Annotated in this window: 21 protein-coding genes and 10 tRNA genes; 6 read left to right on the plus strand and 25 right to left on the minus strand. The window is 62.6% G+C overall.

Going from position 1 to position 24684, the window contains the following annotated elements; genetic code table 11:
* Positions 1-271 precede the first annotated feature (271 nt).
* Positions 272-1135 carry a MurR/RpiR family transcriptional regulator gene (locus CGX12_RS00485; protein WP_094037932.1) on the plus strand — a complete coding sequence of 288 codons (864 nt, stop codon included), beginning with the start codon at positions 272-274 and terminating at the stop codon, positions 1133-1135.
* A gap of 34 nt (positions 1136-1169) precedes the next feature.
* Here the strand turns inward: CGX12_RS00485 and phoU are convergent, their stop codons facing one another.
* Genes phoU through CGX12_RS00505 form a run of 4 tightly spaced genes read right to left on the minus strand, consistent with a single transcriptional unit; the run spans position 1170 to position 6626 of the window.
* On the minus strand, positions 1170-1877 hold the full coding sequence (gene phoU / locus CGX12_RS00490) for a phosphate signaling complex protein PhoU (protein ID WP_094037933.1): 708 nt from the start codon (positions 1875-1877) through the stop codon (positions 1170-1172).
* 12 nt (positions 1878-1889) lie between these two features.
* The gene (gene pstB, locus CGX12_RS00495) at positions 1890-2708 is read right to left on the minus strand and encodes a phosphate ABC transporter ATP-binding protein PstB (RefSeq protein ID WP_094037934.1); all 819 of its coding nucleotides are present in this window, start codon (positions 2706-2708) and stop codon (positions 1890-1892) included.
* Positions 2709-2741: 33 nt separating this feature from the next.
* A complete protein-coding gene (pstA, locus tag CGX12_RS00500) occupies positions 2742-4391 on the minus strand; it encodes a phosphate ABC transporter permease PstA (protein WP_094037935.1) in 1650 nt (549 codons plus the stop codon).
* 15 nt (positions 4392-4406) lie between these two features.
* The gene (locus tag CGX12_RS00505) at positions 4407-6626 is read right to left on the minus strand and encodes an ABC transporter permease subunit (RefSeq protein WP_094037936.1); all 2220 of its coding nucleotides are present in this window, start codon (positions 6624-6626) and stop codon (positions 4407-4409) included.
* A gap of 153 nt (positions 6627-6779) precedes the next feature.
* Here CGX12_RS00505 and CGX12_RS00510 point away from each other — a divergent pair, with 153 nt between their 5' ends.
* From CGX12_RS00510 to ppx, 3 genes are all read left to right on the plus strand, one after another.
* A complete protein-coding gene (locus CGX12_RS00510; protein ID WP_094037937.1) occupies positions 6780-7280 on the plus strand; it encodes a glycine cleavage system transcriptional repressor in 501 nt (166 codons plus the stop codon).
* A 76-nt stretch (positions 7281-7356) separates the two neighbouring features.
* Positions 7357-9411: a polyphosphate kinase 1 gene (gene ppk1 / locus CGX12_RS00515; protein ID WP_094037938.1), complete on the plus strand. Its 2055-nt coding sequence runs from the start codon at positions 7357-7359 to the stop codon at positions 9409-9411.
* 6 nt (positions 9412-9417) lie between these two features.
* Entirely contained in the window at positions 9418-10908 is a 1491-nt protein-coding gene (gene ppx, locus CGX12_RS00520) for an exopolyphosphatase (RefSeq protein WP_094037939.1), read from the plus strand.
* A gap of 397 nt (positions 10909-11305) precedes the next feature.
* On the opposite strand, the gene tadA is transcribed toward ppx, so the two are convergent.
* Positions 11306-11797, minus strand: a complete 492-nt coding sequence (gene tadA, locus CGX12_RS00525; RefSeq protein WP_094037940.1) for a tRNA adenosine(34) deaminase TadA — start codon at positions 11795-11797, stop codon at positions 11306-11308.
* 190 nt (positions 11798-11987) lie between these two features.
* On the opposite strand from tadA, the gene CGX12_RS00530 reads away from it, so the two are divergent.
* Positions 11988-12064: transfer RNA gene (locus CGX12_RS00530), tRNA-Pro, on the plus strand.
* Positions 12065-12146: 82 nt separating this feature from the next.
* Here the strand turns inward: CGX12_RS00530 and CGX12_RS00535 are convergent.
* The 9 genes from CGX12_RS00535 to CGX12_RS00575 form a co-directional block, all read right to left on the minus strand.
* A complete protein-coding gene (locus CGX12_RS00535) occupies positions 12147-12608 on the minus strand; it encodes a GNAT family N-acetyltransferase (RefSeq protein ID WP_094037941.1) in 462 nt (153 codons plus the stop codon).
* Positions 12609-12712: 104 nt separating this feature from the next.
* A complete protein-coding gene (gene arsJ / locus CGX12_RS00540) occupies positions 12713-13939 on the minus strand; it encodes an organoarsenical effux MFS transporter ArsJ (protein WP_094037942.1) in 1227 nt (408 codons plus the stop codon).
* A 6-nt stretch (positions 13940-13945) separates the two neighbouring features.
* The gene (locus tag CGX12_RS00545) at positions 13946-14959 is read right to left on the minus strand and encodes an ArsJ-associated glyceraldehyde-3-phosphate dehydrogenase (protein WP_094037943.1); all 1014 of its coding nucleotides are present in this window, start codon (positions 14957-14959) and stop codon (positions 13946-13948) included.
* Between the two features lie 45 nt (positions 14960-15004).
* On the minus strand, positions 15005-15511 hold the full coding sequence (locus CGX12_RS00550; RefSeq protein WP_094037944.1) for a phosphatase domain-containing putative toxin: 507 nt from the start codon (positions 15509-15511) through the stop codon (positions 15005-15007).
* 30 nt (positions 15512-15541) lie between these two features.
* Positions 15542-16564 (minus strand): ACR3 family arsenite efflux transporter, encoded by a 1023-nt coding sequence (gene arsB, locus CGX12_RS00555; RefSeq protein WP_094037945.1) that lies wholly within the window; start codon positions 16562-16564, stop codon positions 15542-15544.
* A 123-nt stretch (positions 16565-16687) separates the two neighbouring features.
* Positions 16688-17659 (minus strand): PstS family phosphate ABC transporter substrate-binding protein, encoded by a 972-nt coding sequence (locus tag CGX12_RS00560; protein ID WP_094037946.1) that lies wholly within the window; start codon positions 17657-17659, stop codon positions 16688-16690.
* Positions 17660-17826: 167 nt separating this feature from the next.
* A complete protein-coding gene (phoR, locus tag CGX12_RS00565) occupies positions 17827-19143 on the minus strand; it encodes a phosphate regulon sensor histidine kinase PhoR (RefSeq protein ID WP_094037947.1) in 1317 nt (438 codons plus the stop codon).
* A gap of 7 nt (positions 19144-19150) precedes the next feature.
* Positions 19151-19840, minus strand: coding sequence for a phosphate regulon transcriptional regulator PhoB (phoB, locus tag CGX12_RS00570; protein ID WP_094037948.1), 690 nt, complete (start codon positions 19838-19840; stop codon positions 19151-19153).
* A gap of 98 nt (positions 19841-19938) precedes the next feature.
* Positions 19939-20370 carry an N-acetyltransferase gene (locus tag CGX12_RS00575; protein WP_094037949.1) on the minus strand — a complete coding sequence of 144 codons (432 nt, stop codon included), beginning with the start codon at positions 20368-20370 and terminating at the stop codon, positions 19939-19941.
* 173 nt (positions 20371-20543) lie between these two features.
* On the opposite strand from CGX12_RS00575, the gene rdgC reads away from it, so the two are divergent.
* Positions 20544-21455 (plus strand): recombination-associated protein RdgC, encoded by a 912-nt coding sequence (gene rdgC / locus CGX12_RS00580; RefSeq protein WP_094037950.1) that lies wholly within the window; start codon positions 20544-20546, stop codon positions 21453-21455.
* A 633-nt stretch (positions 21456-22088) separates the two neighbouring features.
* On the opposite strand, the gene nadA is transcribed toward rdgC, so the two are convergent.
* From nadA to ybgF, 11 genes are all read right to left on the minus strand, one after another.
* Positions 22089-23150 carry a quinolinate synthase NadA gene (gene nadA, locus CGX12_RS00585; RefSeq protein WP_094037951.1) on the minus strand — a complete coding sequence of 354 codons (1062 nt, stop codon included), beginning with the start codon at positions 23148-23150 and terminating at the stop codon, positions 22089-22091.
* 137 nt (positions 23151-23287) lie between these two features.
* Positions 23288-23363: transfer RNA gene (locus CGX12_RS00590), tRNA-Lys, on the minus strand.
* Positions 23364-23386: 23 nt separating this feature from the next.
* Positions 23387-23462: transfer RNA gene (locus CGX12_RS00595), tRNA-Val, on the minus strand.
* Between the two features lie 7 nt (positions 23463-23469).
* Positions 23470-23545: transfer RNA gene (locus tag CGX12_RS00600), tRNA-Lys, on the minus strand.
* Positions 23546-23569: 24 nt separating this feature from the next.
* Positions 23570-23645, minus strand: a tRNA-Val gene (locus CGX12_RS00605).
* Positions 23646-23675: 30 nt separating this feature from the next.
* Positions 23676-23751: transfer RNA gene (locus tag CGX12_RS00610), tRNA-Val, on the minus strand.
* Between the two features lie 7 nt (positions 23752-23758).
* A tRNA-Lys gene (locus CGX12_RS00615) sits at positions 23759-23834 on the minus strand.
* 24 nt (positions 23835-23858) lie between these two features.
* Positions 23859-23934, minus strand: a tRNA-Val gene (locus CGX12_RS00620).
* 30 nt (positions 23935-23964) lie between these two features.
* Positions 23965-24040 (minus strand) — tRNA-Val (locus CGX12_RS00625).
* A 7-nt stretch (positions 24041-24047) separates the two neighbouring features.
* Positions 24048-24123, minus strand: a tRNA-Lys gene (locus CGX12_RS00630).
* A gap of 143 nt (positions 24124-24266) precedes the next feature.
* Positions 24267-24684, minus strand: a 418-nt coding sequence (ybgF, locus tag CGX12_RS00635) for a tol-pal system protein YbgF (RefSeq protein ID WP_094037952.1), incomplete at its 5' end; no start/stop codon positions are given.

A 24684-nucleotide genomic window follows, 5' to 3' on the forward strand; every position in this document is an offset into this window, starting at 1 on the left:
TGTGGCGGGCCAGCCCGAGGGTTCCCGCTGCGCGGGAAAGCAGGCGGGCCGCCTGCGCCCCACCAGTCAGGTGCCAATCTGCAAACGTCGTTTGCCTACCGGCGAGAGTGGCCGGAGGCGCGAAGGAATGGGAGAGCTGTCGGCAATCTTTTTGCTCACTGAATCGATTAACCAATGAATGGAATGTTTATTTCGGCGCAATATTTCATTTACACTGGGTACAGGATCGTCGGCAGCGTGCCGGACGAGCAGCAAGCTTTAGAGAGCCATAATGTCAGCACCCAACACCTATTCCGAGTTACAGGATCTGATCCGCAGCCGTTACGGCGAGCTCAGCAAGCGGCTGCAGCAGGTTGCCGCCTATGTGCTCGACAACACCAACAGCGTCGCCTTCGACACCGTGGCCATCATCGCCGAACGGGCCGACGTGCCGCCTTCCACCCTGATCCGTTTTGCCAACGCCTTCGGCTACAGCGGCTTCAACGACATGAAGCAGGTGTTCCGCCGCCACCTGGTGGAGGAAACCGCCAACTATACCGACCGGGTGCGGTTGTTCCGGGAGCTGGAGGACCAGGCCGCCCCCGAACGCCCCGAGGAAATCCTTAACGAGTTCGCCCGGGCCAACGCCCAGGCCCTGCAGCAGCTGGCGGCCCAGACCTCGGCGGAGGATCTGAACCGCGCGGTACAGGCCCTGGCCGAGGCGGAGAACATCTACGTCATCGGCCTGCGCCGCTCCTTCAGCGTGGCCACCTACCTCACCTATGCCCTGCGCCACCTCAACCGCCGCGCCTTCCTGATCGACGGCCTGGGCGGCATGTTCAAGGAACAGCTGGAACTGGTCGGCCCCAAGGACGTGGTGGTGGCCATCAGCTTCTCGCCCTACGCCCAGGAAACCCTGGTGCTGACCGAAACCGCCGCCGGCGTGGGCGCCAAACAGATCGCCATTACCGACAGTCAGGTCAGCCCGCTGGCTTCCTTCAGCGACATCTGCTTCGTGGTCAAGGAAGCCCAGGTGGACGCCTTCCGCTCCCAGTCCGCCAGCCTGTGTCTGGTGCAGAGCCTGGCGGTGTCCCTCGCCTTTCACGACGACAACGATCAGGGCGATAAAAAAAAACGCGCTAACGCGCGTTTCTGAATAACAAAGGCCGCACCATGCGGCCTTGTTGGTTTTACCTGCCCAGCATATTGTGGATATCCTCGTCGCTGGTATGGCGCACGTCCTTGCCCTTGACGAAGTAGATGATGTATTCGCAGAGGTGCTGCACCCTGTCCCCCACCCGCTCGAGGGAGCGGGCACACCAGAGCACGTTGAGCACCTGGGGAATGGTCCGCGGATCCTCCATCATAAAGGTCATCAGCTCGCGGATGATGGACTCGTATTCCCGATCCACCTTGTCGTCTTCCTTGTGCACTTCGATGGCCGCCTCCACATCCATGCGGGCGAAGGCGTCCAGCGCCTCGTGCAGCATCTTGACGGTACGCCGGCCCATGTTCTCCATCGACACCAGCGGCGGCTGCTTCTTGTTGGCGTTGTCCAGCAGCATCATGCCGATGCGCTTGGCCACGTCGCCGATGCGCTCCAGATCGGTGATGGTCTTGATGATGGCCAGCACCAGGCGCAGGTCCGAGGCCGCCGGCTGGCGCTTGGCGATGATGCGGGTGCACTCCTCGTCGATCTGCACCTCCAGGGCGTTCACCTTGTGGTCGTTGGCCACGATTTGCCGGGCCATGTCCATGTCCTGCTCGTGGATGGCGGTAATGGCGTCGCTCAGTTGCTGCTCCACCAGGCCCCCCATCACCAGCACCTGGTTCAGCACCCCTTCCAGCTCCACGTTGAACTGGCCGGAGATGTGTTTCTTGAGATTGATCTTGTCCATGGTTCGGGGTCCTTAGCCGTAGCGTCCGGTGATGTAGTCTTCGGTCTTCTTCTTGCTGGGGGTGGTGAACAGGGTGTTGGTGTCGGTGTACTCGATCAATTCCCCCATATACATGAAGGCGGTGTGATCCGACACCCGCGCCGCCTGCTGCATGTTGTGGGTCACGATCACCACGGTGTACTGGGTCTTGAGGGTGTTGATCAGTTCCTCGATCACCAGGGTGGAGATGGGGTCCAGGGCCGAGGTCGGCTCGTCGAGCAGCAACACCTCCGGCTCGATGGCGATGGCCCGGGCGATCACCAGACGCTGCTGCTGGCCGCCGGACAGGCCGAAGGCGTTGTCGTGCAACCGATCCTTGACCTCGTCCCACAGGGCCGCGCCGCGTAGGGAGCGCTCCACCGCCTCGTCCAGCCGGCGCCGGTCGTTGATGCCCTGCAGGCGCAGGCCATAGACCACGTTTTCGTAGATGGACTTGGGAAAGGGGTTGGGCCGCTGGAACACCATGCCCACCCGGCGGCGCAGGGCGGCCACGTCCACGCCCTTGCCGTAGATGTTCTGCTCGTGCAGCAGGATTTCCCCCTCGATACGGCAGCTGTCCACCAGATCGTTCATCCGGTTGATGCAGCGCAACAGGGTGGACTTGCCACAGCCGGAAGGGCCGATAAAGGCGGTGACCTGGCCCTTGGCAATTTTCATGCCCACGTTGAACAGCGCCTGCTTGTCGCCGTAGAACAGGTTCAGGTCGCGGATTTCAAGCGCGGTCTGCTCCTCGCTCAGCCGGCTGACATCCAGGGTTGCATCCTGGGCAAGGGTGGGTGCTACGTTAATCATCTCAAGTTACCTCAAAACTGTTGGCCGGTCCGATCAGTGATCGAGCGAGCGGAATTTTTCACGCAGGTGGTTGCGGATGCCGATGGCGGTCAGGTTGAGCCCCACGATCACCGTCACCAGCAGGAAGGAGGTCGCGTACACCAGGGGCCGCGCCGCCTCCACGTTCGGGCTCTGGAAGCCCACGTCGTAGATATGGAAGCCCAGGTGCATGAACTTGCGCTCCACATGCAAATAGGGGAAGTTGCCGTCCACCGGCAGGTTGGGCGCCAGCTTCACCACTCCCACCAGCATCAGCGGCGCCACTTCTCCCGCCGCCCGGGCGATGGCCAGGATCAGGCCGGTCATGATCGCCGGGCTGGCCATGGGAATGATGATGCGCCACAGGGTCTCCGCCTTGGTCGCCCCCAGGGCCAGGGAGCCCTGGCGCACCGCGCTGGGAATGCGCGACAGGCCTTCCTCGGTGGACACGATCACCACCGGCAGCGTCAGTATCGCCAGGGTCAGGGCCGACCACAACACCCCGGGCGAACCGAAGGTGGGCGTGGGCAGCGCCTCCGGGTAGAACAGCCGGTCGAGGGAGCCCCCCAGCATGTACACGAAAAAGCCCAGGCCAAACACCCCGTACACGATGGAGGGTACCCCCGCCAGGTTGATCACCGCAATACGGATGATCTTGGTCAGGCTGTTTTTGCCCGCGTACTCGTGCAGGTAGATGGCGGCCACCACCCCCAGGGGGGTGACGATGATCGCCATCAGGATCACCATGAAGACGGTACCGAAGATGGCCGGGAAGACGCCGCCCTCGGTGTTGGCTTCCCGCGGTTCGCCGGTGATGAACTTGCCGATCTGCTTGAACCAGTGCGCCGTCTTGGCCAGGGTGCCCATGTCATTGGGCCAGGCCACGTCCAGCAGGCTGCCGAGCGACAGGGTCACTTCCTGGCCGCGCATGTCGCGCACCACCACGCTGTCGCGGCGGGCCTGATCACGCAGTTCAAACAGCTCCCGCTCCAGCACCTGGTAGTCGGCGCGCAGCTGCTGTTCCCGGGCGCGGATATCGGCCAGGGCGTCCTCGGTGGCGTTGCCGTCCAGCTCCAGCTTGCGCTGTTGCAGGCGCAGCTTTTCCAGTTGGAAGTTGATCTTGCCGATCTCGCCCCGCTGCAGCGTCTTCATCCGGTCGTTGAGCTCGAGCACCCGCTCGATGCGGCTTTGCAGCTGCTCGCGCACATCGCCGCCCAGGGCCCGATCGCCTTCCAGCACCCGTTCCACATAGCCGTAGAAGTTGCCGTGGTTGGAGCGTTCCAGCACCGCCAGGCCGGCCGGGGTATCACGGGAGACGATGTCGGTCTCCAGCAGCCAGCGGAAGTCGAGCGGTACGAACTCCCGGTTGCCGGTCTTTACCAGGTAACGGGTCAGGGTGTCCTCGGTCACCCCTTCCAGGCCGAGGCCGGCGCCGCGCAGCTGGGCCACGGGCACCGCTTCCCGGTCGTGGATCTCGCCGATCACGGTGTAACGCTCGCCCTCAGGCGAGGTCAGTTGCCATTCGTAGATGGTATGGGGCCAGAAGTAGGTGAGGCCGCGCCAGCCGATCAGCAGCAGCAGGCCCAGCACCGCCACCAGGCTGAGGCTGACCGCCCCGCCGGTCAGCCAGATCCAGGGCGCCCCCGATTTAAACCATTTATTCATGAGTCCTCTCGCCCCTTACATTGAGCTGTATTTGTCACGCAGCCGCTGGCGAACAAACTCGGCGACCGTGTTGAACAGGAAGGTGAATACAAAGAGCACGAAGGCCGCCAGGAACAGTACCCGGTAGTGGGAGCTGTTGACCTCGGCTTCCGGCATCTCCACCGCGATATTGGCGGCCAGGGTGCGCATGCCGGCGAAGATGCTGAAGTCCATCACCGGGGTGTTGCCGGTGGCCATCAGCACTATCATGGTCTCGCCCACGGCCCGGCCCAGGCCCATCATCACCGCCGAGAAGATGCCGGGGCTGGCGGTCAGCATCACCACCCGGGTCAGGGTCTGCCAGGGCGTGGCGCCCAGGGCCAGGGAGCCATTGGTCAGGTGCTTGGGCACCGAGAACACGGCGTCTTCGGCGATGGAGAAGATGGTGGGGATCACCGCGAAGCCCATGGCGATGCCCACCACCAGGGAGTTGCGCTGATCGAAGCCGATGCCGAGCTCGTTGGTGAGGAAGCTCCTGGCATTGCCGCCGAAGAAGAGGTTTTCCACCGCCGGGCTGAAGGCGAAAGAGGCCCAGCCCACCAGCACCACCACCGGCAGCAGCAGCACGCTCTGCCAGCCTTCCGGCACCGCGTTCTTGATCTGTTTGGGCAGGTGGTGCCAGACGAAGGCGGTCAGCAGCACCGACAGGGGCAACAACACCAGCAGTATCACCACCCCCGGCAGGTGGCTTTCGATCAGCGGCGCCAGCCAGAGCCCGGCCAGGAAGCCGAGGATAACGGTGGGCAGCGCCTCCATGATCTCCACCGTGGGCTTGACGATTTTGCGCAGCCCCGGCGACATGAAATAGGCGGTGTAGACGGCGCCGGCGATGGCGATGGGCACCGCGAACAGCAGGGCGTAGAAGGCCGCCTTGAGGGTGCCGAAGGAAATGGGCATCAGGCTCAGCTTGGCCTCGAAGTCGCTGCTGCCGGAGGTGGACTGCCACACGTACTGGGGCTCGGGATAGCCCTCGTACCAGACCTTGGTCCACAGGGCGCGCCAGGTCACCTCGGGGTGTTCGTTCTCGATGTGGAAGCTGGACAACTGCTCGCCGTCCAGCAACAGCAGCAGGGAGTTGCGGGGAGAGATGGCCATGGCCTGCGCGCCCGCCGCCGCCTGCTTGTCGGAGAACAGGCGGGTGCCACCGGTGGTGTGGAAGATATCCAGGCCGCCGTTGGCGGAAGCGGTGATAAAGCCCTTGCGGTTCACCTCCGGGGTGATCAGTTCAACCGCGCCGCTGGCCTGGAACTCGCGGATAAAGGTGAACTCGCGCTTGCCGTCCCTGGCCACCTCGAACCACTGGGACACCTTGCCGTTGTCGTTGCCCACCAGCAGCGAATTGCCGCCGGCCAGCAGGGCCAGGGTGGTGATGTTGCCGCCGCTGGCGTTCATTTCGATCACGTTGCGCAGGCGCACCTTGTCGATGTTGCGCACGTCATAGATGGACACGGCGTTGCCGCTGCGCACGAACAAAAAGCGCAGGTTGGGGGTCAGCAGCAACTGATCGACCCGTTCGGGCAGGGCGGGAATGACCACCTGCTCCGCCGCCAGCTCCAGTTCGCCGGTGAGGAAGTTCTCCTTGCCAGCGAAGCGGGTCAGGATGCCGGCGCCATCGGCAGTCACGGCCGCGGCCAGCAGGTTGCTGCCGCTGCGGGCGAAGTGCAGCTGGCTCAGGGCTCGGCCCTGTTCGTCCAGCACCAGGGGGCTGTCGCCAAACGGAAAGACCAGCTCGGGGGTAATGGTGCGCACATTGTCCGGGTAGCTGACGTTGAACTTGGGTGTCAGCACCAGGAAACGGCCGTCGTCCAGGCCGTAGGCCACCATGTTGCCGGTTTGACTTCTGGCCACGCTGCTCACCTCGCCCTCGACCCGGGCGCCGAGCACCCGCTCGCCCCCCCGGGGCAGGGAGTAGAAGCTGACTTCCCCCCGGTCGTCGAAGTGGTAGACCAGCTCGTTCTGCTCTTCCACCCCCAGCAATACGGTGGAGCCTTGGCTGGCCAGGGCGATCTGCTGCCCCGGCTCCACTTTGGCGCCGTCGAAAATCGGTTTCACCACGTACAGCAGGTAGAAGAAGATCAACAAGAGGGCAACCAGCACCAGTATCCCGCCGGTGGTTACCCCTATTTGCGCCAGCCGGTCCTTGAGCCAGCGTCCCCTGCTGCCCGACAGCGCTATGGTTTGGGTTTCGGTCGACATCAGTCACCTCGGTAGATTTCCAGTTGCGCCCATTGTATGGCGGACAGATGACAGTTTTGTTACACCCGCGCCCAAGGCGACGGATGCCTGTAAAAAAGTTCGGAAAGGTGTATCTTGAACGGGCGGCACTTCATTTTTCCAAGGAGAGAACGGATGAAAACCCTGGTCGCCACCCTTATCGGTCCCGACAAGACCGGCCTGGTCAAGCAACTGGCCGCCCTTATCAAGCAACACCACGGCAGCTGGCAAGGCAGCGCCATGAGCGAACTGGCCGGCTATTTCGCCGGCATCGTCGAAATCCGGGTGCCGGAAGAGCACTGCCAGGCCCTGAGCCAGGCCCTGACCCGGCTGCCCGACTTCCAGGTACAACTGGTGGAAGGCAAGCAGCAGCAGCCCCAGGGCCAGCACCTCAGGCTCACCGTCACCGCCAACGACCGCCTCGGCATCGTCGACGAAGTCACCGACGTGCTGAACCAGCTCAATATCAGCGTCAAGACCCTGAAAACCGACAGCCACCCGGCCCCGGTCACCGGCATCATGCTGTTCGAGGCCAACAGCACCCTGATACTGCCCCATGGCCAGACCCTGGGCGACCTGCAATCCCGGCTGGAGGCGCTGAGCGACGACCTGGTGGTGGACATCGAACCCGGTTGAGTCGTCACAAAAGTGTCATAAAACTCTGTCATAAAAAGTGCCTGAAACCGACACATATCCTTTGACAGGAACAATAATGAGCACGGACAAGTGGTACCTGGAAAAAGAACTGAGCTGGCTGTCGTTTAACGAACGGGTATTGCAGGAGGCCATGGACAAGAGCGTGCCCCTGATCGAGCGGGTACGCTTTCTGGGGATTTTTTCCAACAACCAGGATGAGTTTTTCCGGGTCCGGGTGTCCGACGTCAAGCGCCAGGTGATGATCGACGCGGACCAGGGCAAGACCAACGGCGCCGCCTCCCTGCTCAGGAATATCCAGCAGAAGGTGATTGGCCTTGCCAACACCTTCGACGAGGTCTATAAGGAGCTGATCGTCACCCTGGCCCGGCAGAATATCTTCCTGCTCAACGAGAACCAGCTCAGTCCCGAACAGGAAGCCTGGGTCAAGCGCTATTTCGACAACGAGGTGCGGGCCTACCTCTCCCCCATCATACTGCGCGCCGAAATCGACCCGGTGCGCTTTCTCAAGGATGAATACACCTACCTGTGCGTGGGCATGGTCAAGGGCGAGGAGCGCCATTACGCCCTGGTGGAGATCCCCACCGACGTGCTGCCCCGCTTCGTGGTGCTGCCCCCGGGCAAGAGCCGGCGCAAGAAGAGCATCCTCATCATGGACAACGTGATCCGGCTGTGCCTGAACGATCTCTTCGCCGGCTTCTTCGAGTACGACGACATCCACGCCTATTCCTTCAAGATGACCCGGGACGCGGAGTACGACCTGTCCGATCAGCTCGACCAGAGCCTGCTCGAGAAGATGAGCGACGGCCTCAAGCAGCGGCTCACCGCCCTGCCGGTGCGCTTCGTGCACGACCGGGAAATGCCGCCGGAGATGGTGCAGACCCTGGTGCGCAAGCTCAGGATCCAGGGCCACGATGCGGTGATGTCCGGCGGCCGCTACCACAATTTCAAGGACTTCATCGCCTTTCCCAACGTCGGCCGCAAGCACCTGGTGAACAAGCCGCTGCCCCCACTCAAGTGCCGGGAATTCCGGGACAGCCCCTCCTCCTTCGACGCCATCCGCCGGCGCGACATACTGCTGTATTTCCCCTACCACAGCTTCAGCCACGTCACCGAATTCGTGCGCCAGGCCTCCTTCGACCCGGCGGTGCTCAGCATCAAGATGAACGTGTACCGGGTGGCCTCATTGTCGCGCATCATGTACTCGCTGATGGACGCGGCCAACAACGGCAAGAAGGTAACGGTGGTGATCGAGCTGCGCGCCCGCTTCGACGAGGCGGCCAACATCGAGTGGGCCAAGATCCTGACCGAGGCCGGCATCACGGTGGAGTTCGGGGTGCCCAGCCTCAAGGTGCACTCCAAGCTGTGCCTGGTCACCCGCCGGGAGGGGGATCAACTGGTGCAGTACGCCCATGTGGGCACCGGCAACTTCAACGAAAAAACCGCCAATATCTACACCGATTTCTCGCTGCTCACCGCCAATCCGGAGATCACGGGCGAGGTGGCGGCGGTGTTCGACTTTATCCGCCAACCCTACCGCCGGGCCAAGTTCAACCACCTGCTGGTGTCGCCCATCAACTCCCGGCGCGGGCTCTACGGCCTGATCGACGCCGAGATCGCCAACGCCCGCCAGGGTCTGCCCGCCCGCATCATCCTCAAGCTCAACAACCTGGTGGACAAGGGCCTGATCAACCGGCTCTACGGCGCCAGCCAGGCCGGGGTGGACATCAGCCTTATCGTGCGGGGCATGTGTTCCCTGGTGCCGGGGGTGATCGGTGTGAGCGACAATATCCGCGCCATCAGCATAGTGGATCGCTACCTGGAGCATCCCCGGGTGATGGTGTTCCACAACAACGGCCAGCCGCGGGTGTACATTTCCTCCGCCGACTGGATGACCCGCAACCTGGACTTTCGGGTGGAAGTGGCCACCCCCATCCTGGATCCGGTGCTGCGCCAGCGCATCATCGATATCCTCGAGATCCAGCTCAGCGACACCACCAAGGCCAGAATATTGGACCGGGAGCAAAGGAACCATTATGTGGACAGGGGCAACCGGCGTAAAATCCGCTCCCAGACCGCCACTTACGATTATCTGAAAGCCCTGGAGGGATAGCCCCGCATGACCGATCAGTACGTCGCCACCATCGACCTCGGCTCCAACAGCTTCCATATGGTAATAGCCCGCTACCACGGCGACAGCCTGCGCATCGTCGACCGCCTGAAGGAGCGGGTGCGCCTGGCCGACGGCCTGGACGACGACAACCAGCTCAGCCAGGAAGCCATGGACCGGGGCCTGGCCTGCCTGCGACTGTTCGGGGAGCGGTTGCGCGGCTTTCACGCCACCCAGGTGCGGGTGGCGGGCACCTTCACCCTGCGCGAAGCCGCCAACGCCCAGGACTTTGTGCACCAGGCCCAGCAGGTACTGGGTTTTCCCATCGACATCGTCAGCGGCAACGAAGAAGCCCGCCTGATCTACCAGGGCGTGGCCCACACCCAGAACACCCAGGGCCAGGTGCTGGTGATCGACATCGGCGGCGGCAGTACCGAGCTAATCATCGGCCAGGATTTCGACTGCAGGCTGGTGTCCAGCCGCAGCATGGGCTGCGTGAGCTTCACCCGCAAGTACTTCGCCGACGGCCGCCTGACCGAGGAGCACTTCGAGCAGGCCATCGAAGCGGCCGAATACCAGCTGGCGCCGGTGATGGGCCGTTACCTCGGCCTGGGCTGGGACCAGGTGCTGGGCAGTTCCGGCACCATCAAGACCCTGCTGGAGATGTGTGCCGCCATCACCCAGGAGCCGGTGATCGATCTGCCCGGCCTGCTGCACATCAAGAGCCAGTTGATCAAGGCCGGCCATATCGACAAGGCGGACATCGCCGGCCTGGGCGAAGATCGCAAGCCGCTGATCGCCGCCGGCCTGTCCATCCTGCTCGGCATCTTCCGCAGCCTAAACCTGGACAAGATGGGCTTTTCCGACGGCGCCCTGCGCGAAGGCCTGCTCTATGCCTTCTTCGGCCGGGTGACCCACCATGACACCCAGGTCAACACCATCCAGGCCCTGAGCCGGGAGTACGCCATCGACACCCGCCAGGCCGAGCGGGTCAGGCAAACGGCGCTGGCGCTGTTCGCCCAGGTGCGCGACGGCTGGCAACTGGACGAGGGCTTCGCCGATCTGCTGGGCGGCGCCGCCCTGCTGCACGAGGTGGGGCTGCACATCAACTTTACCGGCATCCACCGCCATTCCGCCTACATAGTGCGCAATGCCGACCTGCCCGGCTTTACCCAGGAAGAGCAAAAGGCCCTGGCCGCCCTGGTGCGCTTTCACCGCAAGGCGCTCAAGCTCTCCGAACTGGAGCCCCTCAACTACCTGCCGGAACAGCAGTTGTGGCGGCTGGTGCGGCTGCTGCGGCTGGCGGTGGCGCTGAACCGACGCCGCCAGGACGGGGTGCTGCCGTCCCTCGAACTCGGCCTTGGGCCCGACGACGAACTACGCCTGAGCTTGCCCGCCGGCTGGTGCGACAGCAACCACCTGCTGCTCACCACCCTGGAGCGGGAGCAGGCCTATCAGGCCAAGGTGGGCTGGAAGCTGACGCTGATAGCTGATAGCTGATAGCCTGACTCTTAGTCACAAGTCCGACTGTCTGATTCAGCGCAGAGAAGAGGCAGCAGGGCTACCTCCGCCGACACGCCGCAAGTACATCCATGTAGGCTCGCACATGCCATCCCTGGCATGTGACGGTCGGCGGAGGCCATCCCTGTTGCCTCTTTCAAGCCCCGACGCCGTTTGAAGATGGTGCCAGCAGGCGGCATCGGGGCGACAGAGAGGACAAAGGGCGCGGCTCCGCCGGCCCTCCGCGCCAGGGAGGGCGCGGCGGAGCCCCCAGGGAGGGGTTTACGGCGTGCCGGAGGAGCTGTGCGCTTTGGCCGATGTTTTGCTGATCTAAAGTCAACAAAAACTTGTGACTAAAAGCCAGGCTGATAGCTGATAGCTGATAAGAGGCTGACGGTTATTGCCCGGCCGCCTGCTTCCTGGCGGCCTTTTTCTCCGCCCGGCGGCGCTGGAAGAAACGGCTGAGCTGGGTGGCGCAGTCCCCGGCCAGCACCCCCGGCTGCCAGACCACCTGATGGTTGAGGCCAGGGGTGGCCAGCAGTTGCAACACCGAATCCACCGCCCCGGTCTTGGCGTCAAAGGCGCCGTACACCAGCCGTCGGATGCGGCTGTGCACCATGGCGCCGGCGCACATCATGCACGGCTCCAGGGTCACGTAGAGGGTGCAGTCCAGCAGCCGGTAGTTGCCGATGGCCTGGCCGGCCTGGCGCAGCGCCATGATCTCCGCATGGGCGGTGGCATCGTGGCTGCCGATGGACTGGTTCCAGCCCTCGCCGATGCAGTGACCGTCAAGCACCACCAGGGCGCCCACCGGCACCTCCCCTTCCTGCTCTGCCCGTGCCGCCAGGGCCATGGCCCGGCGCATCCAGTATTCGTCTTGTTCGTTCATCACCCCTCCGTAAGGCCGCGTATTATGGCAAAAGCCGGCCCGGCTGCAAGCCGGGGCTGGGCCCCGGGCAGGCCAGGCGAGGAAAACGATGAAAAAAACGCAACAATGCCCAAGAAAGCGCCAAACGCGCCCAAATCATAAAAAAGGGGCTTGCAGCAGGGACGGGGCATCTATATAGTTAGCCCCACTTCGGCGTGTAGCGCAGCCTGGTAGCGCACTGTCATGGGGTGTCAGGGGTCGGAGGTTCAAATCCTCTCACGCCGACCAAAATACCCTCGAAAAACCCACCTTGCGGTGGGTTTTTTGTTGCCTGAAATCCGGCCGGCAACAAAAAACGCTCTCCCTCTCTTCAGGCCCTATATTCCATCAGTATTACCGGCACCGGCTGGCCCCGGCGCTCAAGCTGGCGCTGCTCCAGGGCGACGAACCCCATGGCCTCGAAGAAGGGCCGGGCGGTGATGCTGGCCTCGCAGTGAAGGCGCGACAGACCGCGGGAGGAGGCTTCCGCCTTGAGCCGCTGCATCAGCGCCCGGCCTATGCCCTCGCCCTGGCGGGCGTGATGCACATAGAAGAGATCGATACGGCCGTCGTCGCTCAACTCGGCGAAGCCCAGCAGGGACTTGCCGTCCATCGCCACCAGCGGACGGGTACGGATAAAGCGGCTGACCCAGCGCGGTTCGTCGTATTCATCAGGAGCCCACACCGCCAGTTCGCTCTTGCTGTAGTCGGCCTGGTTGATGCGGTGCACGGTATCGTGGAACAAACGCCAGATACTGCCGGTTTCACCGCTGCGGATCTTCCTGATTTCCATAATGACTCCTGCCCATACACTGCCCCCTATCTAGCCACAGTTGTCCGCAAGAAAAAAGCGGCTTTATCGCCGCTTTATCATATTTTTTACACAAAAAGCTGATTTCAATCGCTATTTTGCTCCCATCCCCGGTGCCGGGGCAGCTTGATGGACAGCATCGCCGCCAGCAGCAGGAAGCCGGCGGAAATCCACAGGCAGGCAATCAACCCGGCCTGCTGGTAGACCCAGCCCGACAGCACGGTGCCAATCAGTCTCCCCATCGCATTGGCCATATAGTAAAAGCCCACGTCCAGGGAGACCCCGTCCTCGCCCGCATAGCTGACGATAAGGTAACTGTGCAGGGAGGAATTGATGGCGAACAGCGCCCCGAACAGCAAGAGGCCGCCAAGCAGGGTCCATTGCGGCTGCAACCCCGCCCCCAGTCCCAGGGCGATCAGCGCCGGCGTCAGGGTCAGCACCAGGGCCCAGCCGAAGGCGGCCCGGCCGTCGGGAACCCGGCCCGAACGCTTGCCGGTAAAATAGGGGGCGAACGATTGCACCACCCCATAGCCGATGACCCAGAGCGCCAGGAAGCCGCCGACCCGCCAGTGATCCCAGCCAAACTGGCTGGCCAGGAATACCGGCAGGGCCACCACGAACCAGACATCACGGGCACCGAACAGGAACATCCGTGCCGCCGACAGTATGTTGATGGCACGGCTCTTGGAAAAGATGTCGCGGAATCTGGGCTTGGCCTTGGCCCGGCCCAGATCCTGTTTCAGCATTACGACGCTGAACAACCAGACCAGGGCCAGCACCGCCGCCATGGCGGCGACGGCCCCGGCGAAGCCGAACACCGCCAGCAGCACGCCGCCGAGGAAGAAGCCCGCGCCCTTGAGCGCGTTCTTGGAGCCGGTGAGAATGGCCACCCACTGGTAGAGGGTACCCTGGGCATCCTTCGGCACCAGCAGCTTGATCGCGCTCTTGGCGCTCATCTTGTTGAGATCCTTGGCGATGCCCGACAACGCCTGGGCCGCCATCACCCAGGGCACCGTCAGCCAGGCCGCCGGCACCAACAGCATGGCCAGCGCCGCCACCTGCAACGCCAGGCCGATATTCATGGTCCGGTTGAGGCCAAGGTGGGCACCGAGCCAGCCCCCCACCAGGTTGGTGATGACCCCGAATACCTCATAGAACAAAAACAGCAGGGCGATTTCCAACGGGCTATAGCCCAACCCGTGGAAGTGCAGCACCACCAGCATGCGCAGGGCACCGTCGGTGAGGGTAAAGGCCCAGTAATTGCCGGTAACCAGCAGGTACTGACGGATCTCGGGAGACAGGGAGGCCAGCATCGGGGGTTATCCCGCCCGGTCCAGCCGGCCCACCTTGCGCATCAGCTCGGCGGTGCGGTTGGCATAGCCCCATTCGTTGTCGTACCAGGCATACAGCTTGACCTGGGTGCCGTTGACCACCATGGTGGACAGGGCGTCGATAATGCTGGAGCGCGGATCCGTCTTGTAGTCCACCGACACCAGGGGCCGCTCCTCGTAACCGAGGATGCCGGCCAGCTCACCTTCCGCCGCCGCCTTGAGCAAGGCGTTCACCTCCGCTTCCGTGGTGGCCCGTTCCACCTCGAACACGCAGTCGGTAAGCGAGGCGTTGGCCAGAGGCACCCGCACCGCGTGGCCGTTAAGCTTGCCCTTCAGTTCCGGGAAGATATGGGTGATGGCGGTGGCCGAGCCGGTGGTGGTGGGGATCAGGCTCTGGCCGCAGGCCCGGGCCCGGCGCAGATCCTTGTGAGGCGCGTCCAGTATGGTCTGGGTGTTGGTGATGTCGTGGATGGTGGTCATGGAGCCGTGGCGAATGCCCAGTTGCTCGTGAACAACCTTGACCACGGGCGCCAGGCAGTTGGTGGTGCAGGAGGCGGCGGTGACGATGGGGTGCAGCACCGGGTCATAGAGGTGATCGTTCACCCCCATCACCACGTTGAGCACGCCCTCCTCCTTCACCGGCGCCGTCACCACCACCCGCTTCACCCCCTGATCCAGGTAGGCCTGCAGCAGGGCCTTGCTCTTCATCTTGCCGGAGGCCTCGATCACCACGTCGCAGCCGGACCAGTCGGTGTCGGCGATGGCCTTGTTGCGGGTGCAGGCGATACGCCGGTTGCCGACGATCATCAGGTCCCCTTCGGCCCGGGCCTCCTGGGTCCAGCGGCCGTGCACCGAGTCGAAGGTAATAAGGTGCGCCAGGGTGGCGGCGTCGCCGGCCGGATCGTTGATCTGCACGAACTCCACGTCGTCCCATGCCCAGGCCGCGCGCAGCGCCAGCCGTCCCATGCGGCCGAAGCCGTTAATTCCTACCTTGATGGTCATTGGGTCTGTCTCCCTCTTTCAATATATTTTGTACCAGCCCGGGCCTTATCCGGCCGGGCCTTCCAGCGCTTCTACATAGCTACGGTGGGCCGGCAGGCACAGCGCCTTGGGCCGCAGCGCCTGCACCCGTTGCACCGCCTCACTCAGCGGCACCTCCAGGGCCAGCAGTATGATGGCCGCCATCAGGCCGGTGCGGCCCGAGCCGCCCTTGCAGTGGATGGCGACATCCCGGCCCTGGGCCAACAGCGCCAGTACCTGGTCACGCGCCTCAAGCCAGGCCTGCTCGAAGGCGGCTTCGGGGGCGGCGTCGTCTTCCACCGGCAGGTGGAACCAGGCCAGCTCCAGCGCCTCGCACAGGACCGGCATGGCGGCGACCCGGTTTTTTTCCATCTCTTCCCCCGGCATCAGGGTCAGCACGGCGGCGGCGCCGGCGTCGCGCAATTGTGTCAGCGAGGCGTCCAACGCCGCCTCTTTGGTGCCCGGGCAGGGAGTAAGGATCAGCCGGCCCCGGCCTTCGCCGAGAGTGAGATAGTCAAATGGGTGTTGCGACATCGTCTTTCCTTGGGTTGCAGTTCAATAGAGTCAGTTATAGACAAACCAGTGCCGGGTCCGGTTGGCGATGGCCACCAGCGACAGCATCACCGGCACTTCCACCAGCACCCCCACCACGGTGGCGAGCGCCGCCCCCGAGTGCAGCCCGAACAGGGAAATGGCCACCGCCACCGCCAGTTCGAAGAAGTTGGAGGTGCCGATCATGCAGGCCGGCGCGGCGATATTGTGGGGCAGCTTCATCGCCCTGGCGGCGCCGTAGGCGATGGCGAAGATGCCGTAGGTCTGGATCAGCAGCGGGATGGCAATCAACACTATGGTCTGGGGCTGGGCCAGTATGGTGGGCGCCTGGAAGCCGAACAGCAGTACCACCGTCGCCAGCAGGCCCGCCACCGACAGCGGCTTGATGCGCTGGATAAAGGACTGCAGCTGGCGGCCGCCGCCACCTTCCTCCAGCCGCCGGCGGGTATAGACCCCGGCCAGCAGCGGCAGCACCACATAGAGCAGCACCGACCACAGCAGGGTGTCCCAGGGCACGACGATGTCGCTCACCCCCAGCAGGAAGGCGGCGATGGGGGCGAAGGCGAACACCATGATGAGGTCGTTTACCGACACCTGCACCAGGGTGTAGTTGGGATCGCCCTTGGTCAGTTGGCTCCATACGAACACCATGGCGGTGCAGGGCGCCACGCCCAGCAAAATCATGCCGGCAATGTATTCCCCGGCGCTCTGCGGATCGACCCAGTCGGCAAACAGCACCCGGAAGAACAGCCAGCCCAGGGCCGCCATGGTGAAGGGCTTGATCAGCCAGTTGACCGCCAGGGTCAGCAGCAGCCCCTTGGGCTTCTTGCCTACGTCCTTGATGGCGGAAAAGTCGATCTGCACCATCATGGGGTAGATCATCACCCAGATGCACAGGGCCACCACCAGGTTGACGTGGGCGAATTCCAGCCCCGCCACCAGGGCAAAGCCGTCCGGCAGCAGGATGCCCAGGGTAACGCCGGCCAGGATGCACAGGCCGACCCACAGCGACAGGTAACGTTCGAATACCCCCATTCCTTTACCTCGATGGCGATTTTAGATATGCGGGAAAAAGAATATATGAAAATTCAAATATGTAAACCATAAAAAAACCCCGGGTTTCCCCGGGGTTCAAGCTGCGATGACGGCAATGGAAGCTTACATCAGGCCCAGCTTTTTCAGGTCGGCTTCGGCCACGGCGGCCGGTACCGGCACATAGCCATCCTTGTGCACGATTTCCTGGCCCTGCTTGGACAGCATCAGCTTGATGAACTCGGCTTCCATCGGGCCCAGGGGCTCGTTGGGGTGCTTGTTCACGTAGACGTACAGGAAGCGGGACAGCGGATACTCGCCGCTGATGGCGTTCTCGGCGTTGGCGGCAACATAGTCGGTGGAGCCGGCTTCGGCCAGGGGCACGGCGCGCACGCTGGAAGTGCTGTAGCCCAGGCCGGAGTAGCCGATGGCGTTCAGGGAAGAGGACACGGACTGCACCACGGAGGCGGAGCCAGGCTGCTCGTTCACGTTGTTTTTGAAGTCACCCTTGCACAGGGCCTCGTCCTTGAAGTAGCCGTAGGTGCCGGAAACGGAGTTGCGGCCGTACAGCTGGATGTCGCGGTTGCTCCAGTCGCCGGACAAGCCGGTCTGGCCCCAGCGGGTGATCTGCTCGCTGGCACCGCAGCTCAGGGTGCTGGAGAAGATGGCGTCGACCTGATCGATGCTCAGGCCCTCGATGGGGTTGTCTTTATGCACGAATACCGCCAGGGCGTCGATGGCCACCCGCACCGGGGTCGGCTTGTAGCCGTAGCGCTTTTCGAAGGCTTCGATTTCATTGTCCTTCATGGCCCGGCTCATGGGGCCGAACTGGGCGGTACCTTCGGTCAGGGCGGCGGGAGCGGTGGAAGAACCGGCGGCCTGGATCTGCACGTTAACGTTGGGGTAGCTGCGCTTGAACTCTTCGGCCCACAGGGTGGCCATGTTGGCCAGGGTGTCCGAACCCACGGAAGACAGGTTGCCGGAAATGCCGCTGACTTTTTCGTAGTCGGGCAGGTTGCTGTCCACGGCGGCCAGGGCGGAGGTGGACGCCAGGGCGGCGGTCAATCCAAGAGCGGTTACCAGTTTGTTCAATTTCATCCTTAATCTCCAATCTGAGTTCGGTCTTTCAAGACGCGGCCAGTATTGCCGCCGGTGATGACAACTATATGAACCGAAAGTGACGCTTTTATGACAAGCAGAGAGAAAGCGGGAAGCGGGGTATTCGCTCCCACGCCACGGCATGGGAACGAAAAAATACCGGCCTGTCAGGCGATTTCCCGGCTGGGGGCGTCCTGCACCAGCAGCCGCTCGGGCAGGGTAAAGCTGAAGCAGCTGCCCTCCCCAACCTTGCTCCGGATCTCGAGGTGGGCATCGTGGTGGCTCAGGGCGTGCTTGACGATGGCCAGCCCCAGGCCGGAGCCGCCGGTCTGGCGGCTGCGCGCCTTGTCCACCCGGTAGAAGCGTTCGGTCAGGCGGGCGATGTGCTCGGGCGCGATGCCCTCGCCGTTGTCGGTCACCGCGAAGCGGCCCTGGTGCCCCACCCGCCCCCATTCCACCCGGATCTCGGTACCCGCCGGGGAATGGCGGATGGCGTTGTACACCAGGTTGGAAATGGCGCTGCGCAACTGCTCCTGATCACCACGCACCTTGAGGCCCTGGTCCACCACAAAGCTGAACCGTTGGCCCTTGTCGCCGCTCAGGGTCAGGGCCTCCTGCTCCAGCATCGACAGCATGGCCGGAATGTCCACTATCTTGCTGGTATCGATATTGGGCGAGGCCTCGATGCGGGTCAGGGTCATCAGCTGGTTGACCAGGGCGTCCATGCGCAGGGTCTGCTCCAGCATCACCTTCTGGGTCTTGCGCCACATGGCCTCGGAGGGCGGCTCCTCTATCATCTCCAGGTAGCCCTTGAGCACCGTCAGCGGGGTGCGCAGCTCGTGGGACACGTTGGCCACGAAGGACTTGCGCATCTGCTCCAGGCTCTTCAGGCGGGTCACGTCCCGCACCACCAGCATGGCCTGATCCTCGGTATAGGGCATGATGCGGCACTCGAGCAGCTTGTCTTCGTTCTGGGGCGACGGCAGCTCCAGCGGTTCGCGGAAATCCGCCCGCTTCATGTAGGCGATGAACACAGGGGCACGGATCAGGTTGCCGATATGCTGGCCGGCATCATCGGGCCAGCGAAAGCCCAGCAGTTGCTGGGCCAGCTTGTTGCACCAGATGATGCTGCCGTCGCGGCGGATCACCACGGCGGCGTCGGGCAGGGCCTCGGCCCCTTCCCGGAAACGGCGCACCAGGTTGGCCAGCTCCCGCCGGCGCGCACGCTGGCGCTGCTGCAGCCGGTAGATGCCATTGAAGATGACTTCCCAGCTGCCTTTTCCTTCCGGCGGGATCAGGCTGCGATCCCGCCACAACCACACCGCCAGCTTGTGCTGAAAGCGGTAGTGCCACAGCAGGTGCAGCACGGTACCGATCAGCAGCCCAAGTGCCATTTCTTTCAGCAGCAGGCCGAACAGGAAAAACGCCAGGTAATAGAAGATTAACCGCCACCACAGACCATGGCCGGATTCTTGTAGCTGCATGCAGGCCTCATAGGCGCGTTGAAAAACGATAGCCGGCACCGCGCACCGTCTGGATCAGCTTGTCGTGACCCGACTCCGACACCGCCTTGCGCAGCCGCCGGATATGCACGTCCACCGTCCTGTCTTCCACATAGACGTTGGTGCCCCATACATTATTGAGCAACTGCTCGCGGCTGTATACCCGCTCGGGGTGGGTCATAAAGAAATGCAGCAGCTTGAACTCGGTGGGCCCCATGTCCAGCTGCAGGTTGTTGGCGCTGACCCGGTGGCTGACCGGATCCAGCTTCAGCCCCTGCACCTCGATCACGTCCTCCACCGAGGTCGGGGCCACCCGGCGCAGCACCGCCTTGAGGCGGGAGGTCAGTTCCTTGGGGGAGAAGGGCTTGGTAATGTAGTCGTCGGCGCCCACGTCCAGGCCCTTGATCTTGTCTTCTTCCTCGGCCCGGGCGGTGAGCATGATCACCGGGATCTGCCGGGTCAGTTCGTCCTGTTTGAGGTGCTTGATAAGCTGGATGCCGCTGCCGCCGGGCAGCATCCAGTCGAGCAGGATAAGCTCGGGATAGGGCTCCTTGATCATCGCCAGGGCCTGATCGTAGTCCTCCGCCTCCTGGGTGGCGAAGCCCTTCTGCTCCAACACAAAACACAGCATCTCGCGGATCGCCGCTTCGTCTTCAACTACCAGTATTTTCCGTGTCATTCTTCAACTGCCCTTCTCAGGTCTTCTGTGCATGAATGTCATTATTGAGAGCAAGTGTGACAGTTTTATGAAATTATGACACCACCGCGACGGCGGCGTTACAGCTGGGCCTGGTAACCCATGCAGAGTTCGGGCTGGCCGGTGGCGGGATCCGTGCCTTCGTCGGTAATGGCGAAGCCGTGTTGGCGATAAAAATGCACCGCTATGTCGTTTTCGCTGAACACCCTGAGCGACAACCGCCGCCGCTGCCGCTTGGCCACCGCCAGCAGGGCCTTGCCGATGCCCTGCTGCTGGCAGTCGGGCCGGACGAACAGGGCCGCCAGGTAGTCCTCCACCAGTGCGACAAAGCCCTGGATCTCACCTTCCCGCTCGCACACCCAGATTTCCGCCGCCGGCAGGTAGCGGGCGCGCATCTGCTCCTGCTGCTGCCACCAGAACGCCGCCGGCACAAAATCATGGGCCTGCAGCGATGCCAGCAGCCACACCTCCAGTATGGCGTCGGTGTCATCGGGCCTGGCCTGTCGTATCATTTTCATCTCCCCGGCGTTGGTTTGGTTTAAGTGTATGAGTCCATTAGCGGTTTGGCCGGGCTTTTATTATTGTCTGTGACCCGGATCAGCCTTTATCGCGCGGGAATGACAGCCTGATCACAAAGCCGCTTTGCAGTACAATGCGATTTTTCCGGCTCGTTACCGAGGACGCTATGTGGTTTAAGAACCTGCAGATTTACCGTTTTACCCGCCCTTTCGAACTGACCCTTGAAGAACTGGAAAAACAGCTGGACGCCTTTCCCTTCAGCCCCTGCGGCAGCCAGGAGCAGGCCAAGTTCGGCTGGATCTCCCCCCTGGGCAAGCAGGGCCAGGCCCTCACCCACGGCGCCGACGGCCAGATCCTGATCTGTGCCAAGAAGGAAGAAAAGATGCTGCCCGGCTCCGTGGTCAACGACATGGTGGCGGAGAAGGTGGAAAGCCTGGAGGCCGAACAGGGCCGGGCGCTGAAGAAAAAGGAAAAGGAAGCGATCAAGGAGGAAGTGATCGTGAGCCTCTTGCCCCGGGCCTTCAGCCGCTTCCAGCAGACCTATGCCTGGATCAACCCCGAGGCCGGCTTTATCGCCGTGGACGCCAGCTCCGCCAAACGCGCCGAGGATCTGCTGGCCCTGCTGCGCAAGAGCATAGGCAGCCTGCCGGTGGTGCCGCTGGCCATGACCACCCCACCCGAGCTGACCCTGACCGACTGGCTGAAGGAAGGCGCCGCCCCCGCCGGCTTCGCCCTGGAGGACGAGGCCGAGCTGAGATCCGCCCTGGAGCACGGCGGCATCATCCGTGCCAAGCAGCAGGACCTGCTGAGTGAGGAGATGAAGGCCCACCTGGACGCGGACAAGCTGGTGACCAAGCTGGCGCTGAACTGGAGCGACAGCCTGAGCTTCGTGCTGGGAGACGACATGAGCGTCAAGCGGCTCAAGTTTTCCGAGGAACTGCGCGAGCAGAACGACGACGTGGTGAGCGAAGACGCCGCCGCCCGCTTCGACGCCGACTTCGCCCTGGTCACCGGCGAACTGTCCCGCTTTATTCCCGAGCTGATCACCGCCATGGGCGGGGAAGAAAACCGGGCGTAAACTCGAAGCTGGAGGCCATAAGCCTGACTCTTAGTCACAAGTCCGACTGTCTGATTCAGCGCAGAGAAGAGGCAGCAGGGCTACCTCCGCCGACACGCCGCAAGTACATCCATGTAGGCTCGCACATGCCATCCCTGGCATGTGACGGTCGGCGGAGGCCATCCCTGTTGCCTCTTTCAAGCCCCGACGCCGTCTGAAGATGGTGCCAGCAGGTGGCATCGGGGCGACAGAGAGGACAAAGGGCGCAGCTTCGCCGGCCCTCCGCGCCAGGGAGGGCGCGGCGGAGCCCCCAGGGATGGGTTTACGGCGTGCCGGAGGAGCTGTGCGCTTTGGCCGATGTTTTGCTGATCTAAAGTCAACAAAAACTTGTGACTAAAAGCCAGGCCATAAGCTGGAAGCGTGAAGCAGCCAGAGTGCTTTGCGGGTTTGGCGTCACGCGCTTGAATGTGTGTACAGACGCATAAACGAAAGAGGCGTGAAGAGTAAGGTCGCCCTTACGCTTCACACCTCTTTTGATTGCTTCCCGTTGCCACGCCAACGGGAAGAACAAGCGGAATGGCTAAAAACCACTCGGGCCGCTTCCAGCCTCCAGCTACTGTCTTCCAGCCTCCGGCCTCCAGCTTCCAGCTAAAATCAAGCGTTGCCTTTCACCTTCAGCTTGAGCTGCTCGGCGAAGTCCAGCATCCGCTCCAGCGGGATCATGGCCTTGACCCGGGTGGCTTCGTCCACCTGGATTTCGTGTTGCTTGCCGCCGTCGCGCAGGGCGTCACGAATGGCCACCAGGCCGTTCATCGCCATCCAGGGGCAGTGGGCGCAGCTGCGGCAGGTGGCGCCGTTGCCGCCGGTGGGGGCTTCCACCATTTCCTTGTCGGGGCAGGCCTGCTGCATCTTGTAGAAGATGCCCTTGTCGGTGGCCACGATCAGCTTTTTGTGAGGCAGGGTCTGGGCCGCCTTGATCAGCTGGCTGGTGGAGCCCACCGCGTCCGCCAGTTCCACCACCGACTGGGGGGATTCCGGGTGCACCAGCACGGCCGCATCCGGATTCTGGGCTTTCAGCTCTTGCAGCGCCTTGGCGCGGAACTCGTCGTGCACGATGCAGGCACCCTGCCAGCGCAGCATGGAAGCACCGGTCTGCTTCTCGATATAGGCGCCCAGGTGACGGTCCGGCGCCCAGATGATCTTGTGGCCTTCGCTGTCGAGGTGCTCCACTATCTCGAGCGCGATGCTGGAGGTGACCACCCAGTCGGCCCGGGCCTTGACCGCCGCCGAGGTATTGGCGTACACCACCACGGTGTGATCCGGATGGGCGTCACAGAAGGCGGTGAATTCGTCTTCGGGGCAACCAAGATCGAGGGAACACTCCGCTTCCAGGGTGGGCATCAGCACGGTTTTTTCCGGGCTCAGGATCTTGGCGGTCTCTCCCATAAAGCGCACCCCGGCCACGATCAGGGTGTCGGCCTGGTGGTGCTTGCCGAAACGGGCCATTTCCAGGGAGTCGGATACGCAGCCACCGGTTTCCTCGGCCAGGGCCTGGATCTCGGGATCGGTGTAATAGTGGGCCACCAGCACGGCGTTTTTGGCGCTCAGCAGTGCCTTGATTTCGTCTTTCAGCGCCTGTCGCTGGTCCGCGCTCAGCGGGGCCGGCTTGGCGGGAAAGGGGTAGTCAAACTCGATGATATCGACAGCTTCAGTCATGACCTGATCCCAATTGCTCCATCCAGATAGCTATAGTAGCGAGGCATTATAACGCCGCTTGGGTTTTAACCCAAACATCCGGTAATAAAAGCGACATAAAAGGAAAGTAGGGAGAGAATACGAAAAGAAGGACTGGATGGTGGGTCGTGCAGGATTCGAACCTGCGACCAATTGATTAAAAGTCAACTGCTCTACCAACTGAGCTAACGACCCGTACAGTACGGACTACTTGAAGATGGTGGACGCTACTGGGATCGAACCAGTGACCCCCTCCTTGTAAGGGAGGTGCTCTCCCGGCTGAGCTAAGCGTCCGGGAATCTGGTGGGTCGTGCAGGATTCGAACCTGCGACCAATTGATTAAAAGTCAACTGCTCTACCAACTGAGCTAACGACCCGGATATTGCTGTTCCACTCGAAAGTGGTGGGTGGTACTGGGATCGAACCAGTGACCCCCTCCTTGTAAGGGAGGTGCTCTCCCGGCTGAGCTAACCACCCGGGGTATGCTTTTAGCAAAAGCATCAAAACTGGTGGACGCTACTGGGATCGAACCAGTGACCCCCTCCTTGTAAGGGAGGTGCTCTCCCGGCTGAGCTAAGCGTCCGGGAATCTGGTGGGTCGTGCAGGATTCGAACCTGCGACCAATTGATTAAAAGTCAACTGCTCTACCAACTGAGCTAACGACCCGGATATTGCTGTTCCACTCGAAAGTGGTGGGTGGTACTGGGATCGAACCAGTGACCCCCTCCTTGTAAGGGAGGTGCTCTCCCGGCTGAGCTAACCACCCGGGGTGTACTTTTGTCAAAAGCATCAAAACTGGTGGACGCTACTGGGATCGAACCAGTGACCCCCTCCTTGTAAGGGAGGTGCTCTCCCGGCTGAGCTAAGCGTCCGGGAATCTGGTGGGTCGTGCAGGATTCGAACCTGCGACCAATTGATTAAAAGTCAACTGCTCTACCAACTGAGCTAACGACCCTCTGGCCTGGGCTACCGGAGCAGCCCTGCCAACGGCGGCCTATATTACGGATTTAATTTGGTGACGCAACAGGAAAATCACCATTTCCAACCGTTTGCTTAAGGAACAGGCGACTCTCTCAAAAATTCGCCATTCCGCCCGGATCACAGGCTGTTCAGGTTTTCCTGGGCCAGGCGCGCCGCGCCACTGTTGCCGTACTCCCGCAGCACCTGCTCGTAATACTGGCGGGCCAGGCCGGCATCGCCCTGCTCTTTGGCGATCAACCCCAGCTTGAGGATGGAGTCGGCCCGCTTGTTGGAGCCGGGATAGGCTTCCACCACCCGGGCGAACTGGGCCTTGGCCTGATCGAACCGCTTCTGGGTGAACAGCAATTGCCCCAGCCAGTAATGGGCATTGGGCACATAGGTGGACTGAGGATACTGGGTGATAAAGCGGGCAAAGGCGGGGATGGCCGCGTCATAGTCCTTGTCCTGCAGCACCAGGTTAACCGCATTGTCGTAGGCTGCCTGCTCATCATTGCCGGCCGGCGCGGCGGCGGGGGCACTGGCGCCGCCCTGGGCC

It is taken from the genome of Zobellella denitrificans (assembly GCF_002237365.1).
Classification (GTDB): Bacteria; Pseudomonadota; Gammaproteobacteria; order Enterobacterales; family Aeromonadaceae; genus Oceanimonas; species Oceanimonas denitrificans.